The following is a 13,439-nucleotide window of genomic DNA, read 5'->3' on the forward strand; positions in this document are numbered from 1 at the left end:
ACTTCGATGCCGCGCGATTGCCGCAGGTCGTCGCCGAGCGCCGCCTCGCGCGCCTCGTCGCGCTTCTCGTCGGTCGCGGCATAATCGGCGGTCATCGAATCGACGAAGGCCTGGAGCGCCGTGCTGTCTTCGGCGTCGACCGCATAATCTTCGGCCGATCGCAGCGTCTCCCAGCTCTTGTGGAAAAAACACCTCGCTCTCGCCGGACGGCGCGAGGATGATGAACTCGTGGGAAAGATCGCCACCGATCGGGCCCGTATCGGCCTGCATCGGGATCGCGCGCAGGCCCATTCGCGCGAAGGTCCGCAGATAGGCGACGAACATCCGGTTGTAGCTCACCCGCGCCCCGGCCTCGTCCAGGTCGAAGCTGTAGGCATCCTTCATCAGGAATTCGCGCCCGCGCATCACGCCGAAACGCGGACGGATCTCGTCGCGGAACTTCCACTGGATGTGGTAGAGGATGCGCGGCAGATCGCGGTAGCTCTTCGCCGAATGCTGGAAGATCGCGGTCAGCATGTCCTCATTGGTCGGGCCGTAGAGCAATTCGCGATCCTGGCGATCCACGATCCTGAGCATTTCGGGGCCATAGGCGTCGTAGCGGCCGGTGGCGCGCCAGTAATCCGCGGCCTGGATCGTCGGCATCAGCATCTCGATCGCGCCGGCGCGGTCCTGTTCCTCGCGCACGATCTGCTCGATCTTGCGGAGCACGCGATGGCCGAGCGGCAGCCAGGCATAGATGCCGGGGCGGTCTGGCGCACCAGCCCGCCGCGCAGCATCAGCTGATGGCTGACGATCTGGGCGTCGGCCGGCGTCTCCTTGGAAACGGGAAGGAAATAGCGGGAAAGGCGCATGGGATCGGGACCGGTCCGGTAACTGGAATTGGAAGGCCGCTCTACGGGGGGCGATTGGGCAAGGCAACTGGGCGCGCCCACGCTCCCCTGTGGCAGACTCGCAACAGCCGGACGCCAAAGTGCCGCACCCGCGCGATGAGGCGATGACAAGCGCGCCACCGCCGCATAGCGTCTTCCCCACGCAACCAAAGGCTTAAGGCCTGGTTCGGGGAGGCTCCGGCCCCGTTCGTCCCTTGCGAGGTGGGGCGGACGCGCGGGCAGGAGCATCACAAAGGGGGTAGACGGCCTTGTGCCGTCTTACGGGTGCCCGGGCGGAAACGCCCGGGCACTTGTCGTTTCGGCCCCCCTGCGGGCCCTCAGCCGGCCACCGACAGGTCTTCCGTCCCTTTCCAGCCCGGCATAGAGCGCCGGGAAATCGTGGGTCAGCAACTCGTCGAGCAGCGCCTCGAAGCTGTCGATCACGAAATAGCCGGCCTGGAACGTATCGGTCCGGTAGCGGGTGCGCAGGACCCGTTCGATGTCGAAGGCGTGACGGCTGGGTTGCGCGCTCTCCAGCGAATAATGCGATTCGCCGAAGCTCGAGACGATGCCGGCGCCATAGATGCGCAGTTCGCCATCCTCGCGGGCGAGGCCGAATTCGACCGTGTACCAGTAGAGCCGCGCAAAGCCGGTGGAGCGCGCCCCGGCGCATCGATTCAAGGCCGAGTTCGCCAAGCCGCTGCATGAAATCGCCGACCGCCGGATTGGCGAGCAGCGGGACGTGGCCGAACACATCGTGGAATACGTCCGGCTCCTCGAGATAGTCGAGCTGGTCGCGCTTGCGGATGAAATTGCCGGCCGGGAACTGTCGCTTGGCGAGATGGGCGAAGAAGACGTCGTCGGGAATCAGCCCCGGCACCGACACGACCGTCCAGCGCGTGCGCGCGTGGAGCCGTTCGTTGAGCTCCTCGAGGTCCGGAATCCCGGGATGCGAGAGCCGCAGCACGTCGAGCCCCTCTTCGAAGGCGCGCACCGCGCGGCCGTGCAGCATCTTGCGCTGCCGCTCGAAGAGCAGGTCCCATACGGCATGCTCCTCCTCGGTGAAGCGCTCCCAATGCTGCGGGATCGTCCAATCGGCGCCGCTTCGACGGGCGGGTTCAGTCTCTCTTCGGTCAGCATGTCGGGGTCCTTCTTGGCACAAAGAAAACCCCGCCCGGAGATCCGGACGGGGTGGATGAACGTGGCTATTTCAGGCGCGCGTCAGTCCGTTCCCGTCCGGGCGGGCGGATAATAATAGACGTAGACGGACGCGGCGCAGCGCTGCGCGGAATCGAAGCCGGAAAGAACGGCGCTGCTCATGCCGGGAATCTGACGGTTCGCGCCGCCCGCGTCAAGCCCCGGGCGGGCGCGACCGGCTCGCCCGACGCGGCGGATCGAGCGGCGAGCGCGGCCGCCATGCCCCGAAGGCGCGGGCTGCGGCCTTCCGCATAGCCGACGGCGACCGGCTCCAGCGCCTTCTTGAGACGCCCCTTGCCGATCATCGCCGCGCGAAAGCGATCGTCGGTGAGCGCCGGCCGCAGCGCACCGAGCAGCGGGCTCACCAGGTAAACCCCGTCGAACGTGCCCGTCGCGAGCACGATATCCCCCACGAAGGATCCCAGAATCCGGGCGAAGATCGCGATCGCCTCTCCGCCATCGCATCGCCGCGCTGGGCGGCGTTGACGATCGTCTCCGCGGCCGGCGCTGGGCCGGCGGTGCGGCCCGATTTCATCGCGAGCCATCCATGGATGTTCTGGAGGCCGAAGGCGGCGAGCAATCGTTCGTAGGAGACATGGCCGTGGCGCGCGCGCAGGTGGGCAAGCAAAGCGTCCTCGTCGGCATTCTGCGGCGCGAAGCTGGCATGGCCGCCTTCGCTCGGATACACCCGCACCTTGCCTTCCCTGCCCATCGCGAGCACGGCGACGCCGAGGCCGGGGCCTGTTCCGACGACAAGAAAGGTGCTTCCCGGCCGGATCGGGCGCGGCGGCAGCGGGCCGACGCGCTGGACGCTGGCCGGATCGAGCCCGGTCAGCGACCAGGCGATCGATTCGAAATCGTTCAGCACCAGCGGCTCGCTGCCGAAGAACGATCTGAGGCCGCTCACCGAAATATACCATCGGCAGTTGGCAAGGCTGATTGTGTCTCCCCGCGCGACCCCGGCGACCGCCAGCCCGAAGTCGAGCCCCGTGGCGGCGACGTGATGTTCACGCAGATAGGCTTGCAGCGCGTCGGTGAACGTCGGGAAGTCGCCGGTCTCTTGCTCGCGGATCGCGCGCACGACCGAAGGATCGCCGTCGACCAGGCCGAAAGCGACTTTCTCTCCGTCTATCGCCGCGACCAGTTTCCGGTTCACAGGCAATCCCCTCGACGGGTAGCGCTAACATGCCGTTACGGAATTGCAACGCCCCCCCACATGGGAACGGCGCGGGGCGCAAATTGTTGAATCGGAATGGCGAAGCCACCACAATCCGCACCGCATCACAGGGCCGAGGCGGTCCGCGGAGGCGAGATCGAGCTGCGCCGGCCGTGGCAGCGGGCCTTGTTCATCGCGGGCCTGGCGCTGCTGGTCCTGGTCGCGATCGCCCTCGGCATCGCCGGGTTCGCCTGAGCGGGGCCGGGACGCGTCCCCGTCAGGCCGCCGGCCAGGTCTCCAGCACCTCGACGAAGCGGCTCAGCCAGGCGTTGGTCTGGTGGCCGTCGACGACGCGGTGATCGATCGTGAGGCTGACATAGGCCATCGGCCGGATCTGGATCGTGTCCACGCCGCCCACCTCGCGCACCACGACGCGCTTTTCCAGCTTGCCGACGCCGAGGATCGCCGATTGCGGCTGGTTGATGATGATCGGCGCGGCGAAGAGCGAACCCGAGACGCCGTGATTGGAGATGGTGAAGGTGCCGCCCTTCACGTCGGCGCTTGTCAGCTTCTCGTCGCGGGCCCGCGTAATGAGGTCGTCGAGCCCGGCGGCGATCCCCTCAAGATCGAGCGCCTCGACGCCGCGGAGAACCGGCACGATCAGGCCCTTGGTGCCGAGCGCGGTGCCGACGCCGATGTCGACAGTCCCGAAAATCTCCAGCCGGTCTTCGTGCCAGCGGCTGTTGATCGCCGGCGCCGCCTTCATCGCCTCGGCCGCCGCGGCGACGAGATAGGCGGTGTAGGTGAGCTTGATCCCCTTCGCGGCGAAGGCGTCCCTGTGCTTCGCCCGGTGCGCCGCGATGGCGCTGAAATCCGCCTCGAACACGGCGGTGACGTGCGGCGCCTCGGCGAGCGATCGGGCCATGTTCTCGGCGATGGCGAGCCGCATCCGATCGTGCGGGACGATCTGCGCGCGAAGGTCTGCCGTCGCGGCCGGGATGACGCCCTCGGGCGGCCGCTTCGCCCCGGTCGAGACGGCGCGATCCACATCCGCGCGGGTGATCCGACCGCCGCGACCGGTGCCTTCGATGATGGCAGGATCGAGGCTATGCTGGCGAAGGGCGCGTTTCACCGACGGAGACAGGCGCGACTCCCTCCCCGCCTCGCTCGTCCCGAGCGAAGTCGAGGGGCGGATTCTCGGATTCGGCGCCGGCGTCCCCCGATTTCGCTCCGGCCGGATGAGCGGCGCCCTGGTCTCGGTGCCTTCAGGCGCGATCCGGCCCAGCACCGCGCCCGGCACCGCATCGGCATCGCTCGCAAGCAGGATTTCCGCGAGCACGCCCGCCGCCGGCGCCGGCACCTCCATCGCGACCTTGTCGGTCTCGAGCTCGACCAGCGGATCATTCTCCGCCACAGGGTCGCCCACTTGTTTCAGCCAGGACCGGACGACCGCCTTCGTCCCCTCCTGCTCCATCGGCACGACGACGTCGATCACGTCAGAATCCCAAAAGCTCGTCGATCCGCGCCCGGATCCGCGCGACCGAGGGGACGGCATGATCGAGCAGCACCGGATTGTGCGGGCTCGGTATGTCCGGCATCGTCACCCGCGCGACCGGCGCGTCGAGATCGAGGAAGGCCTCGTCGGCGACGACCGCCGCGATCTCCGCGCCGAAGCCGCCGGAACGAAGGTCCTCGTGGACGATCAGGCAGCGCCGGGTGCGGGCGACCGATTCCAGCACCATTTCCTTGTCCCAGGGCTGGAGCGTGCGAAGATCGATGACGTCGGCGGAAATGCCGTCCGCCGCCGCCTCGCAACGCGGCACCATCGCGCCCCAGGTGACGATCGTGATCTGATCCCCCTCGCGCGTCCTCTTCGCCTTGCCGAAGGGCAGGACATAGGCATCGCCCGGCCAGGGCCGCCGCGCCCAGGGATCGTCGAGCATCGCACGATGTTCGAAGAAGACCACGGGGTCGTTGCCGCGAAGCGCCGCGCGAAGCAGGCCGACCGCGTCCTCCGCATTGCTCGGCGCCGCGACGCGCCAGCCGGGATTGTGGACGAACTGCACCTCGTTGGTTTGGCTGTGCCAGGGATCGCCGCACTTGAAGAAGCCGATCGGCATCCTCAGCACCATCGGCGCGGCGAAGCGGTTGGCGGTGCGCCAGCGCATCGTGCCGCAATCGTTGATCTGCTCGGTCGCCGGCTCGGCATATTTGCGGAACTGGATTTCGGGCACCGGCATCAGCCCGGCGAGCGCCATGCCGACGGCGCGGCCGACGATGCCCTCCTCGGAAAGGCTGGTGTCGAACACCCGCGCCGGCCCGTATTTCTCCTGCAGGCCGAGCGTCACCGCATGGACGCCGCCCTTCGGCCCGATATCCTCGCCGAACAGAAGGACGCGCGGATTCGCCTCCAGCTCCTGGTCGAGCGTGCGGCGGATCGCCGTCACCATGTTGAGCCGCTGACCCTCCGGGCGCGGGGTCTCGTCGGCCGGCGGCGGTACATAGCCCTTGGTCCACTGGCCGCCGAGCTGCTGCATCTCGCCGTCGAAGAAGACGTGGCTGGTGACATCCTCGGGATCGGAGATGCCGCGCGCCTCGGCCTCGGCGCAGGCGCTGGCGACCGCCGCCTCGGCGTCGCGGCCGATCTGGTCCCACTCGCTCGCAGTCATCACCGGGCCGACGAGAAAGCGTTCGAGCTTGGGCAGCGGATCGCGCGCCCATTCGGCGGCGACGAATTCCTCGCTCTTGTAGGTCTGCGTGTCCTGGAAGCTGTGCCCCTGGAGCCGCGGCACGGTGAGGCGGAGCAGCGCCGGCCCCTTCCCTTCGCGCACATGCGCCGTCGCGCGCGCGATCAGCCGCGCCGCCTCGGCCGGATCGGTGCCGTCGCCGGAGAGGATTTCGAGGTTCGCGAAGCCGGCGAGATTGCGGGCGATGTCGCCGCCCGGCGTCTGGAAGGTCGAGGGCACGGAAATGCCGAACTGATTGTCCTCGACATAGAAGAGCATCGGCAGCTTCTGCGTCGTCGCGATGGTGAGCGCGGACCAGAAGCCGTTGGTGGCGCACGAGGCATCGCCGCCGAGCACGACTGCGATCGCGCCCGCATGGCTCTCGTCGCCGAGCACCTCCTGGTAATAGCGGATCGCCTGCGCCCAGCCCGCGGTCGGCGTATATTGCGCGCCGACCCCGCCGCACATCGGCAGCGCCGGGCATCCGTTCGGATTGGGATAGTTGAACACCACCCCGATGTCGCGCCCGTCCGAATAGCCGCCGGCCCGGCCCATGCCCGATCCAAGCGCGTCGGCGAGCGGCACGCCGAGCGAGAGCAGCAAGGGCCGCGAGCGATAATAGCCGCACGCGCCGTCATGCCGGTGGGTGAGCCGCGTGCCCAGCATGACCTGCGCCATGTCATGGCCGCGCGCGCTGAACTGGTAGAGCACCTTGCGTTCGGGAACGAGCCGGGTTTCCTCCAGCTTGTCCATCGCCCGGCTGACATGGGTCAGCCAGGCGATTCGCCGCCAGTCGAAGTCCGGATCGGGCGTGTTGGCGCGCCCGCTCCGTTCCCGGACGGCAAGGTCAGCCATCCATCGCCTCCAGCACCGCCGCGGCGAAGCGGTCGACGCTGTCGTCGGACAGGCCGACCACGTTGAAGCGGCCGGACGGCGCCATGTAGATGCCGTGGCTGGCGCGCAGCCCGATCACCTGGTCCGGCGTCAGCGGCAGCATCGAGAACATGCCATGCTCCCCGCCGATATAGGCGAGGCGCGGATCGGCTGCGGCGAGCCGGGCGCGAATGCGGCGGATGCGGGCGCACATATCGGTGAGTTCGGCGTGCCAGTCGGCCCGAAGGTCGGGGTCCTCCAGCACGATCCGCGCGACCGCGGCGCCGTGATCGGGCGGCATCGACCACATGGTCCGGGCAAGGCCGATGAGGTTGCCGAACGCGACCTCCGCCTGGGCGGGGCTGGACGCCTTGATGAAGAGGTTGCCGGTGCGCTCGCGGTAGATGCCGAAATTCTTGTCGCAGCTCTGCGCGACGAGCGCCTGCTCCGCCGCCTGGACGACGAGGCGGGTGCCGGCGGCGTCGGGCTCAAGCCCGTTGCCAAGGCCCTGATAGGCGAGATCGACGAACGGGATCAGCCCGCGCGCCGCGACGAGATCGGCGATCGCGCGCCACTGGTCAGCATCCAGATCGGCGCCCGTCGGGTTGTGGCAGCAGCCGTGGAGCAGCACGACATCGCCGCGCCGCGCGCCCTTCAGCGATTCCATCATCGCGTCGAAATCGATGCGATGGGTGGCCCGGTCGTAATAGCGGTAATCGACCATCGGCACGCCGGCGGTGCCGATCAGCGGCGCGTGATTGGGCCAGGTCGGCTGGCCGACGAAAATGCGGATGTCGCCGCCGGCGCGAGCGATGAGATCGGCGCCGATGCGGAGCGCGCCGCATCCGCCCGGCGTCTGCAGCCCGACGATGTTCGGATCGTGGTTGGGCCCGAACACGATCTCGCCGATCAGCTGGGTGAAGCGCGCATCGCCCTGCGAGCCGATATAGGATTTGGTGGTCTGCACCTGCTCCAGGATCCGCTCGGCCTTCTTCACCGCGCGAAGGATCGGCGTGTTGCCGTCGCTGTCGCGATAGACGCCGACGCCGACGTCGATCTTGGTCGGCCTCGGATCGGCTTCGGCGAGCGCGATCAATGCGATAAGGGAATCCGCCGGCTGGGCTTCCAGCCGGTCGAACAGCAGCGGAGCCTCTTGCAAGGACGGCCCCCGGTCCACGAGCGTTTCCATGGCCATGCGCCTATTCCTATTCCGGGCGGCGCGCAAAAGCCTCTCAAATTTTCTCGCTCTGCGCCGTTTGGCGAAGCATTTGTTTCGTGATATGCCCGTTCCGTGAATGAAAATCCGCACCTCGACGAGATCGACCGGCGAATCGTCCGCGCGCTTCAGCGCGACGCCAGCCTCAGCCATGCCGCGCTCGCCGATCATGTCGGCGCCTCGGCCGCCTCGGTGTGGCGGCGGGTGCGTGCGCTGGAGCGCGCCGGGGTCCTCGGCGCGACCGTCCGCCTCGCCGACCCCGCCCGCCTGGGCCGCAGCGTCAACGTGATGTGTCAGGTCCGCATGCACCGCCAGACGACCGACGCGCGCGCCGAATTCGAGCAGTTCATCTCCGCGCGCGAGGAGATCGTCGAATGCTATGCGATGTCCGGCGAGTGGGATTATCTCCTGCGCATCGCGGTCAGGGACGTGGCCGATTACGACCGCTTCATCCGCCAGGGCGTGCTGGCCCACCCGAGCGTCGCCAACGCCGCGAGCAACTTCGCGCTCCGCCAGGTCAAATACACCACGGAGATTCCGGTATAGGAGGGAACCGCCTCTCGCCCCGGCAATTGACTCGGCGGCGATACGATCGGGAGGAACGAGCATGGCCGCACGCGCTTATTGGAAGGGGCAGATCAGGCTGGCTCTGGTCTCGATCCCGGTCGAAATCTTCTCGGCCACCCGGAGCGGCGCGACCATCGCCTTCAACCAGATCCACGAGCCCAGCGGCAAACGCATCAAATATGAAAAGGTCGTGCCCGGCATCGGGCCGGTCGATGCCGACGAGATCGTCAAGGGCTACCAATATTCGAAGGGCCATTACGTCACCTTCGACGACGAGGAGCTGGAAGCGGTCAAGCTGGAGTCGAAGAAGACGCTGGAGCTGACCCAGTTCGTCGACGCGCACGAGATCGATCCGCTTTATTATGAGCGGCCTTATTATGTCGTTCCGGCCGACGATCTCGCCGAGGAGGCGTTCATCGTGCTTCGCGAGGCGCTGCGGGACACGAAAAAGGTTGCGCTCGGCCAGCTCGCGATGCGCGGGCGCGAATATGTGGTGAGCCTGAAGCCGTGCGGGCGCGGCATATTGATGGAAACGCTCCGTTATGCCGACGAGGTCGTGAAGGCGCAGGGCTATTTTCGCGACATCGGCGACGACAAGCCCGACGCGGAGCTGCTCGACCTCGCCGAGGCGCTGATCGATCGCAAGACGAGCAAGTTCGATCCCGGCAAGTTCCACGATCGCTATGTCGATGCGCTGAAGGAGCTGATCGAGAAGAAGCGCAAGACCGGCGAGCGGATCGAGGCCGAGGAGGAAGAAGCCCCGGCGCGCGGCGGATCGAACGTGATCGACCTGATGGCCGCGCTCAAGCGCTCGATCGACAAGCCCGGCGCGACCGAGGCGCCCAAGCGCAAGGCGACGGCGCGCAAGCCAGCGGCGAAGAAAGCCCCGGCGAAGAAGAGCCCGGCGAGGAAACGGGCGTGAGGCGCGTCGCTCCGATCCTCCCTGTGAGCGAAGCTCATGGGGAGGGGGACCATGCGAAGCATGGTGGAGGGGGCTCCCCCGCCGAACGCCCCTTCACGGCCTTTCAGGCGGCCCCCCTCCGCATCGCCTGTGGCGACAGGGAGGATTAGATGGCCAAGCGCGCCGATCCACTCGCGACCTACAATCGCAAGCGCGATTTCGCGAAGACCGCCGAGCCGGCCGGAAAGGTCGCCCGCAAGCGCGCCAAATCGCTCATCTTCATGGTCCAGAAGCATGACGCGACCCGGCTCCATTTCGATTTCCGGCTGGAGCTTCAGGGAACGCTCAAAAGCTGGGCGGTGACTCGCGGGCCGAGCCTCGATCCGGCCGACAACCGCCTGTCGGTCCGCACCGAGGATCATCCGATGTCCTATGCGACCTTCGAGGGCACGATCCCCAAGGGCGAATATGGCGGCGGCACGGTAATGCTGTGGGACCGCGGGACCTGGGAGCCGCTGCCCGGCAAGGATCCGGTGAAGACGCTGGCCGAGGGCCATCTCCATTTCACCCTCCACGGCGAGCGGATGAAGGGCGAATGGGTGATGTTCCGCCTGAAGCCGCGGGCCAAGGAGAAGAACGAGAACTGGATCCTGAAGAAGGTGGACGACGATTATGCCGGCAGCTCGACCGGGCTCACCGATACCTTCCTCACCTCGGTCGCGACCGGGCGCACGATGAACGAGATCGCCGAGGGAAAGAAAGCGCCGGCGCGGCGCGCGCCCAGGGCGAAGGCCGCGGACGCGAAACTCCCCCGCTTCCGCGAGCCGCAGAAGGCGACTTTGGTCGATCACGTGCCTGCCGGCGCCGGCTGGATCCACGAGATGAAATATGACGGCTATCGCTGCCTGCTCGCGATCGCCGACGGCAAGGCGCGCATCTATACGCGCAGCGGGCTCGACTGGACCGACAGGTTCCCCGAGATCGCCGCGGCGGCGCGCGCGCTGCCGGTCCGCTCGGCGCTCCTCGACGGCGAGATCGTCGCGGTCGACGACAAGGGCAACACCGATTTCGGCGCGCTCCAGCAGGCGATCGGCGAGGGCGGGCGCGGCCTTGCACTGTTCCTGTTCGACGCGCTCGAGATCGACGGCGAGGACCTCGCGAAGCGCCCCACGGTCGAGCGCAAGGCGCGGCTCGCCGCCCTGCTCGACACCCCCCGCCCCCCGCTCCTCTATGCCGACCATATCGTCGGCAAAGGCGAGCAATTGTTTGAGGCGATGTGCAGGGCCGGCCAGGAAGGGATCGTCTCGAAGAAGGCGGACGCCGCCTATCGCTCGGGCCGGACGAAGGCCTGGCTCAAGATCAAATGCACCAACCGGCAGGAATTCGTCATCGTCGGCTGGACCGAGAGCGACAAGGCCGGTCGCGGCTTTCGCGCGCTGCTGCTCGCGGTGAACGAAGGCGGGACGCTGCGTTATGCGGGCAAGGTCGGCACCGGCTTTTCAAATGCCGACCAGGAGGCGCTGCTGGAGCGCTTCCGCCGGATCGAGGCGAAGTCGCCCACGGTCGCGGCGCCGAGATCGGAAACGCGCGGCGCGCACTGGGTGAAGCCCGATCTGGTCGCCGAGATCGCCTTCGGATCGATCACCAGCGACGGCATCCTTCGCCATGCGAGCTTCCTTGGCCTGCGCGGCGACAAGCCGGCCGAAGAGGTCGTGGCCGAACGCCCGCAGCCACTGGCCGACGAGGCGCCGGACGACGACATCAGGATCAGCAATCCCCAGCGGATGCTCTTCCCGGAGGTGAAGGTCACCAAGGGCGATCTCGCCGCTTATTATCGCGCGATCGGCCCGGCCATGCTCCCCTGGGTGGCCGAGCGGCCGGTGAGCCTGGTCCGCTGCCCACAGGGGCGCGCGAAGAAATGCTTCTTCCAGAAGCATGACAGCGGCAGCTTCGGCGATCATGTCCGCCACGTCCCGATCGCCGAGAAGGACGGGCACAAGGAGGATTATCTCTACGTCGAGGATACGGCCGGGGTGATCGCCTGCGTCCAGATGGGCACGATCGAGTTTCACGGCTGGGGATCGCGCGTCGCCGATGTCGAGAAAGCGGATCGGATCGTCTTCGATCTCGACCCCGACGAAGGGCTCGATTTCACCGCCGTCCGCAAGGCCGCGCGCGACCTGCGCCGCCAGCTCGCCGACATGGGGCTCACCACCTTCGCGATGCTGACGGGCGGCAAGGGCGTCCACGTCATCGCGCCGCTGACGCCGAAGGCCGAATGGCCCGAGGTGAAGGATTTCTGCCGCCGCTTCGCGCTCGCGCTGGCCGAGGCGGAGCCCGGTCGCTTCACAGCCAACCTGATGAAGGCGCAGCGCAAGGGCCGCATCTTCATCGATTATCTGCGCAACCAGCGCGGCGCGACGGCGATCGTCCCTTATTCGGTCCGCGCCCGCGACGGCGCCCCGGTCGCCGCCCCGATCAACTGGGACGAGCTCGACGACTACGAAAGCGGCCACGCCTTTTCGGTGCGCGATGTCGAAAAGCTGCTCGATCGCGCCGGCGCGCGCGGCCTCAAGGGCTGGGGCGTCGCCGAGCAGGTCCTGCCGGACCTCTAGAGCCAGCGGGTCAGCAGCAGGGTGACGCCAATCGCGATCGCCGCGGCAATCAGGAACCGCGCCGGAGAGGCAGGCACGAGTCCGGCGGCGCCCGCAGGGGCCTCGCGCCGGCCGTGCAGCATAGGCCCGACCAGATTGTTTCGCTTCACCAGCGCGTAGAACAGAATCGCGGCGACATGCAGCGCCATGAAGACGAGTAGAACATTGAACAGAAGGTGATGGTTATGCGCCAGCTTTCGCGCGCTGCCATAGGTCACGTATTTTGATAGCGGCCCCGCGGCAAACCCGTCCTCGTCGCTCGCGAACAGGCCGAGCCCGACCTGCGTGCACAGCAGCAGGAGCATGATCGCAACGCTCCAGCCGCCGATTGGATTGTGGCCGAGCACGTGCGCCGCGCGGCCGTTCAGATAGCTCATCGCGGCGCGCGGGCCCCTGATGAAATTGGCGAAGCGCGCGGTCGATCCGCCGATCACGCCCCAGACCAGGCGGAACAGCAGCAGGCCGAGCACGATCGGCCCGACCAGCAGGTGGATATCCATGCGGTGATATTCGGCGCTCCACCACATCACGCCGATGAGCACCACCAGCAGCCAGTGGAACAGCCGGGTCGGCAGGTCCCAAACGCGCACCCGCGCGACGGCTCCGCCTTCGTCGCTCAATGCTGCTCGGGCGCGCGATAGGTGTCGTGGCACGCGCCGCACGCGGCGCCGAGCCGCGGGAAGCCGGCACGAACGGCGGCGATGTCGCCCCGCTGCGCGGCATCGTTCAGCGCCCGCGCGGCGACGACGAAATCGACGGCCTTGGAATGGAAATCGTCCGGATTCTGCCAGATCACCGGAAGCGCGCGGGTCGGCACGCCGGCCTCCGGCCCGGTGCCCCGGGGAAACCAGCCGCTGACACGGGGCGCACGATCGGCGACGATCGCGGTCGCCTGGCGGATCTGCTCGATCGACGGCTGGTCGGCCCGCACCTGCTGGCTGATGGTCCGCACCGCGGCGGCGATCTGCTTGTAATTGGCCTGCCGGTCGCGGATCACGCCGGCCGGACCGCCGCTCTGGGCATTGGCCATGGCGATGACGCCGACGATGCCAAAGGCGCACAAAATCAGATGCCGCATGACCTGCTCCCACTTGAGACAAGCCCTCCCATAACGGGACGCGCCTCGCAGTAAAGTGGCAAAACAAAATGCAAAACGCCCCGGCCGGGGGATGGCCGGGGCGCCCTCACAACCGATCCGGCGGAAACGGGCCGGAATCGGAAATCCTGTCTTCTCGATCCGATCTGGGCCCGGTCTAGCCCGCCGCTGCTGAACGGGCTGT

General features: G+C 67.7%; 9 protein-coding genes and 3 pseudogenes. 4 read left to right on the forward strand and 8 right to left on the reverse strand.

Annotation, left to right across the window (positions count from 1 at the left end; all coding sequences use genetic code 11):
- The 3 pseudogenes from proS to FRZ32_RS00020 all read right to left on the reverse strand — a co-directional run.
- A pseudogene (gene proS / locus FRZ32_RS00005) lies at window positions 1-851 on the reverse strand (proline--tRNA ligase); the annotation flags it as partial.
- A 297-nt stretch (window positions 852-1,148) separates the two neighbouring features.
- Window positions 1,149-2,031: pseudogene (phhA, locus tag FRZ32_RS00010) on the reverse strand (phenylalanine 4-monooxygenase).
- Window positions 2,032-2,185: 154 nt separating this feature from the next.
- Window positions 2,186-3,222, reverse strand: a pseudogene (locus tag FRZ32_RS00020) (glucokinase).
- Between the two features lie 96 nt (window positions 3,223-3,318).
- Between FRZ32_RS00020 and FRZ32_RS15380 the strand changes: the two are divergent.
- Window positions 3,319-3,477 (forward strand): hypothetical protein, encoded by a 159-nt coding sequence (locus tag FRZ32_RS15380; protein ID WP_192901859.1) that lies wholly within the window; start codon window positions 3,319-3,321, stop codon window positions 3,475-3,477.
- A gap of 22 nt (window positions 3,478-3,499) precedes the next feature.
- On the opposite strand, the gene FRZ32_RS00025 is transcribed toward FRZ32_RS15380, so the two are convergent.
- From FRZ32_RS00025 to FRZ32_RS00035, 3 genes are read right to left on the reverse strand one after another with little or no spacing between them, the layout of a single operon-like run.
- Window positions 3,500-4,717: a dihydrolipoamide acetyltransferase family protein gene (locus FRZ32_RS00025; RefSeq protein WP_243445143.1), complete on the reverse strand. Its 1,218-nt coding sequence runs from the start codon at window positions 4,715-4,717 to the stop codon at window positions 3,500-3,502.
- Between the two features lies 1 nt (window position 4,718).
- Window positions 4,719-6,803 carry an alpha-ketoacid dehydrogenase subunit alpha/beta gene (locus tag FRZ32_RS00030; protein ID WP_147041563.1) on the reverse strand — a complete coding sequence of 695 codons (2,085 nt, stop codon included), beginning with the start codon at window positions 6,801-6,803 and terminating at the stop codon, window positions 4,719-4,721.
- Window positions 6,796-8,016: an amino acid aminotransferase gene (locus FRZ32_RS00035; protein WP_279379208.1), complete on the reverse strand. Its 1,221-nt coding sequence runs from the start codon at window positions 8,014-8,016 to the stop codon at window positions 6,796-6,798. Before FRZ32_RS00035 ends, FRZ32_RS00030 begins: the two co-directional genes overlap by 8 nt.
- Window positions 8,017-8,112: 96 nt before the next feature.
- Between FRZ32_RS00035 and FRZ32_RS00040 the strand changes: the two genes are divergently transcribed.
- The 3 genes from FRZ32_RS00040 (at window position 8,113) to ligD (ending at window position 12,120) form a co-directional block, all read left to right on the forward strand.
- Window positions 8,113-8,583, forward strand: a complete 471-nt coding sequence (locus tag FRZ32_RS00040) for an Lrp/AsnC family transcriptional regulator (protein ID WP_147041564.1) — start codon at window positions 8,113-8,115, stop codon at window positions 8,581-8,583.
- A gap of 61 nt (window positions 8,584-8,644) precedes the next feature.
- Complete coding sequence (gene ku / locus FRZ32_RS00045) at window positions 8,645-9,526, forward strand: non-homologous end joining protein Ku (RefSeq protein WP_147041565.1); 882 nt, start codon at window positions 8,645-8,647, stop codon at window positions 9,524-9,526.
- Between the two features lie 149 nt (window positions 9,527-9,675).
- Window positions 9,676-12,120: a DNA ligase D gene (gene ligD, locus FRZ32_RS00050; protein ID WP_147041566.1), complete on the forward strand. Its 2,445-nt coding sequence runs from the start codon at window positions 9,676-9,678 to the stop codon at window positions 12,118-12,120.
- Here ligD and FRZ32_RS00055 read toward each other — a convergent pair.
- Both FRZ32_RS00055 and FRZ32_RS00060 read right to left on the reverse strand, forming a co-directional pair.
- The gene (locus FRZ32_RS00055; protein ID WP_243445144.1) at window positions 12,117-12,779 is read right to left on the reverse strand and encodes a cytochrome b/b6 domain-containing protein; all 663 of its coding nucleotides are present in this window, start codon (window positions 12,777-12,779) and stop codon (window positions 12,117-12,119) included. The two genes, ligD and FRZ32_RS00055, sit on opposite strands and share 4 nt — an antisense overlap.
- On the reverse strand, window positions 12,776-13,237 hold the full coding sequence (locus FRZ32_RS00060) for a c-type cytochrome (RefSeq protein ID WP_147041567.1): 462 nt from the start codon (window positions 13,235-13,237) through the stop codon (window positions 12,776-12,778). Before FRZ32_RS00060 ends, FRZ32_RS00055 begins: the two co-directional genes overlap by 4 nt.
- Between the last annotated feature and the right edge of the window lie 202 nt (window positions 13,238-13,439).

The organism is Sphingosinicella ginsenosidimutans, from assembly GCF_007995055.1.
Taxonomy (GTDB): Bacteria; Pseudomonadota; Alphaproteobacteria; order Sphingomonadales; family Sphingomonadaceae; genus Allosphingosinicella; species Allosphingosinicella ginsenosidimutans.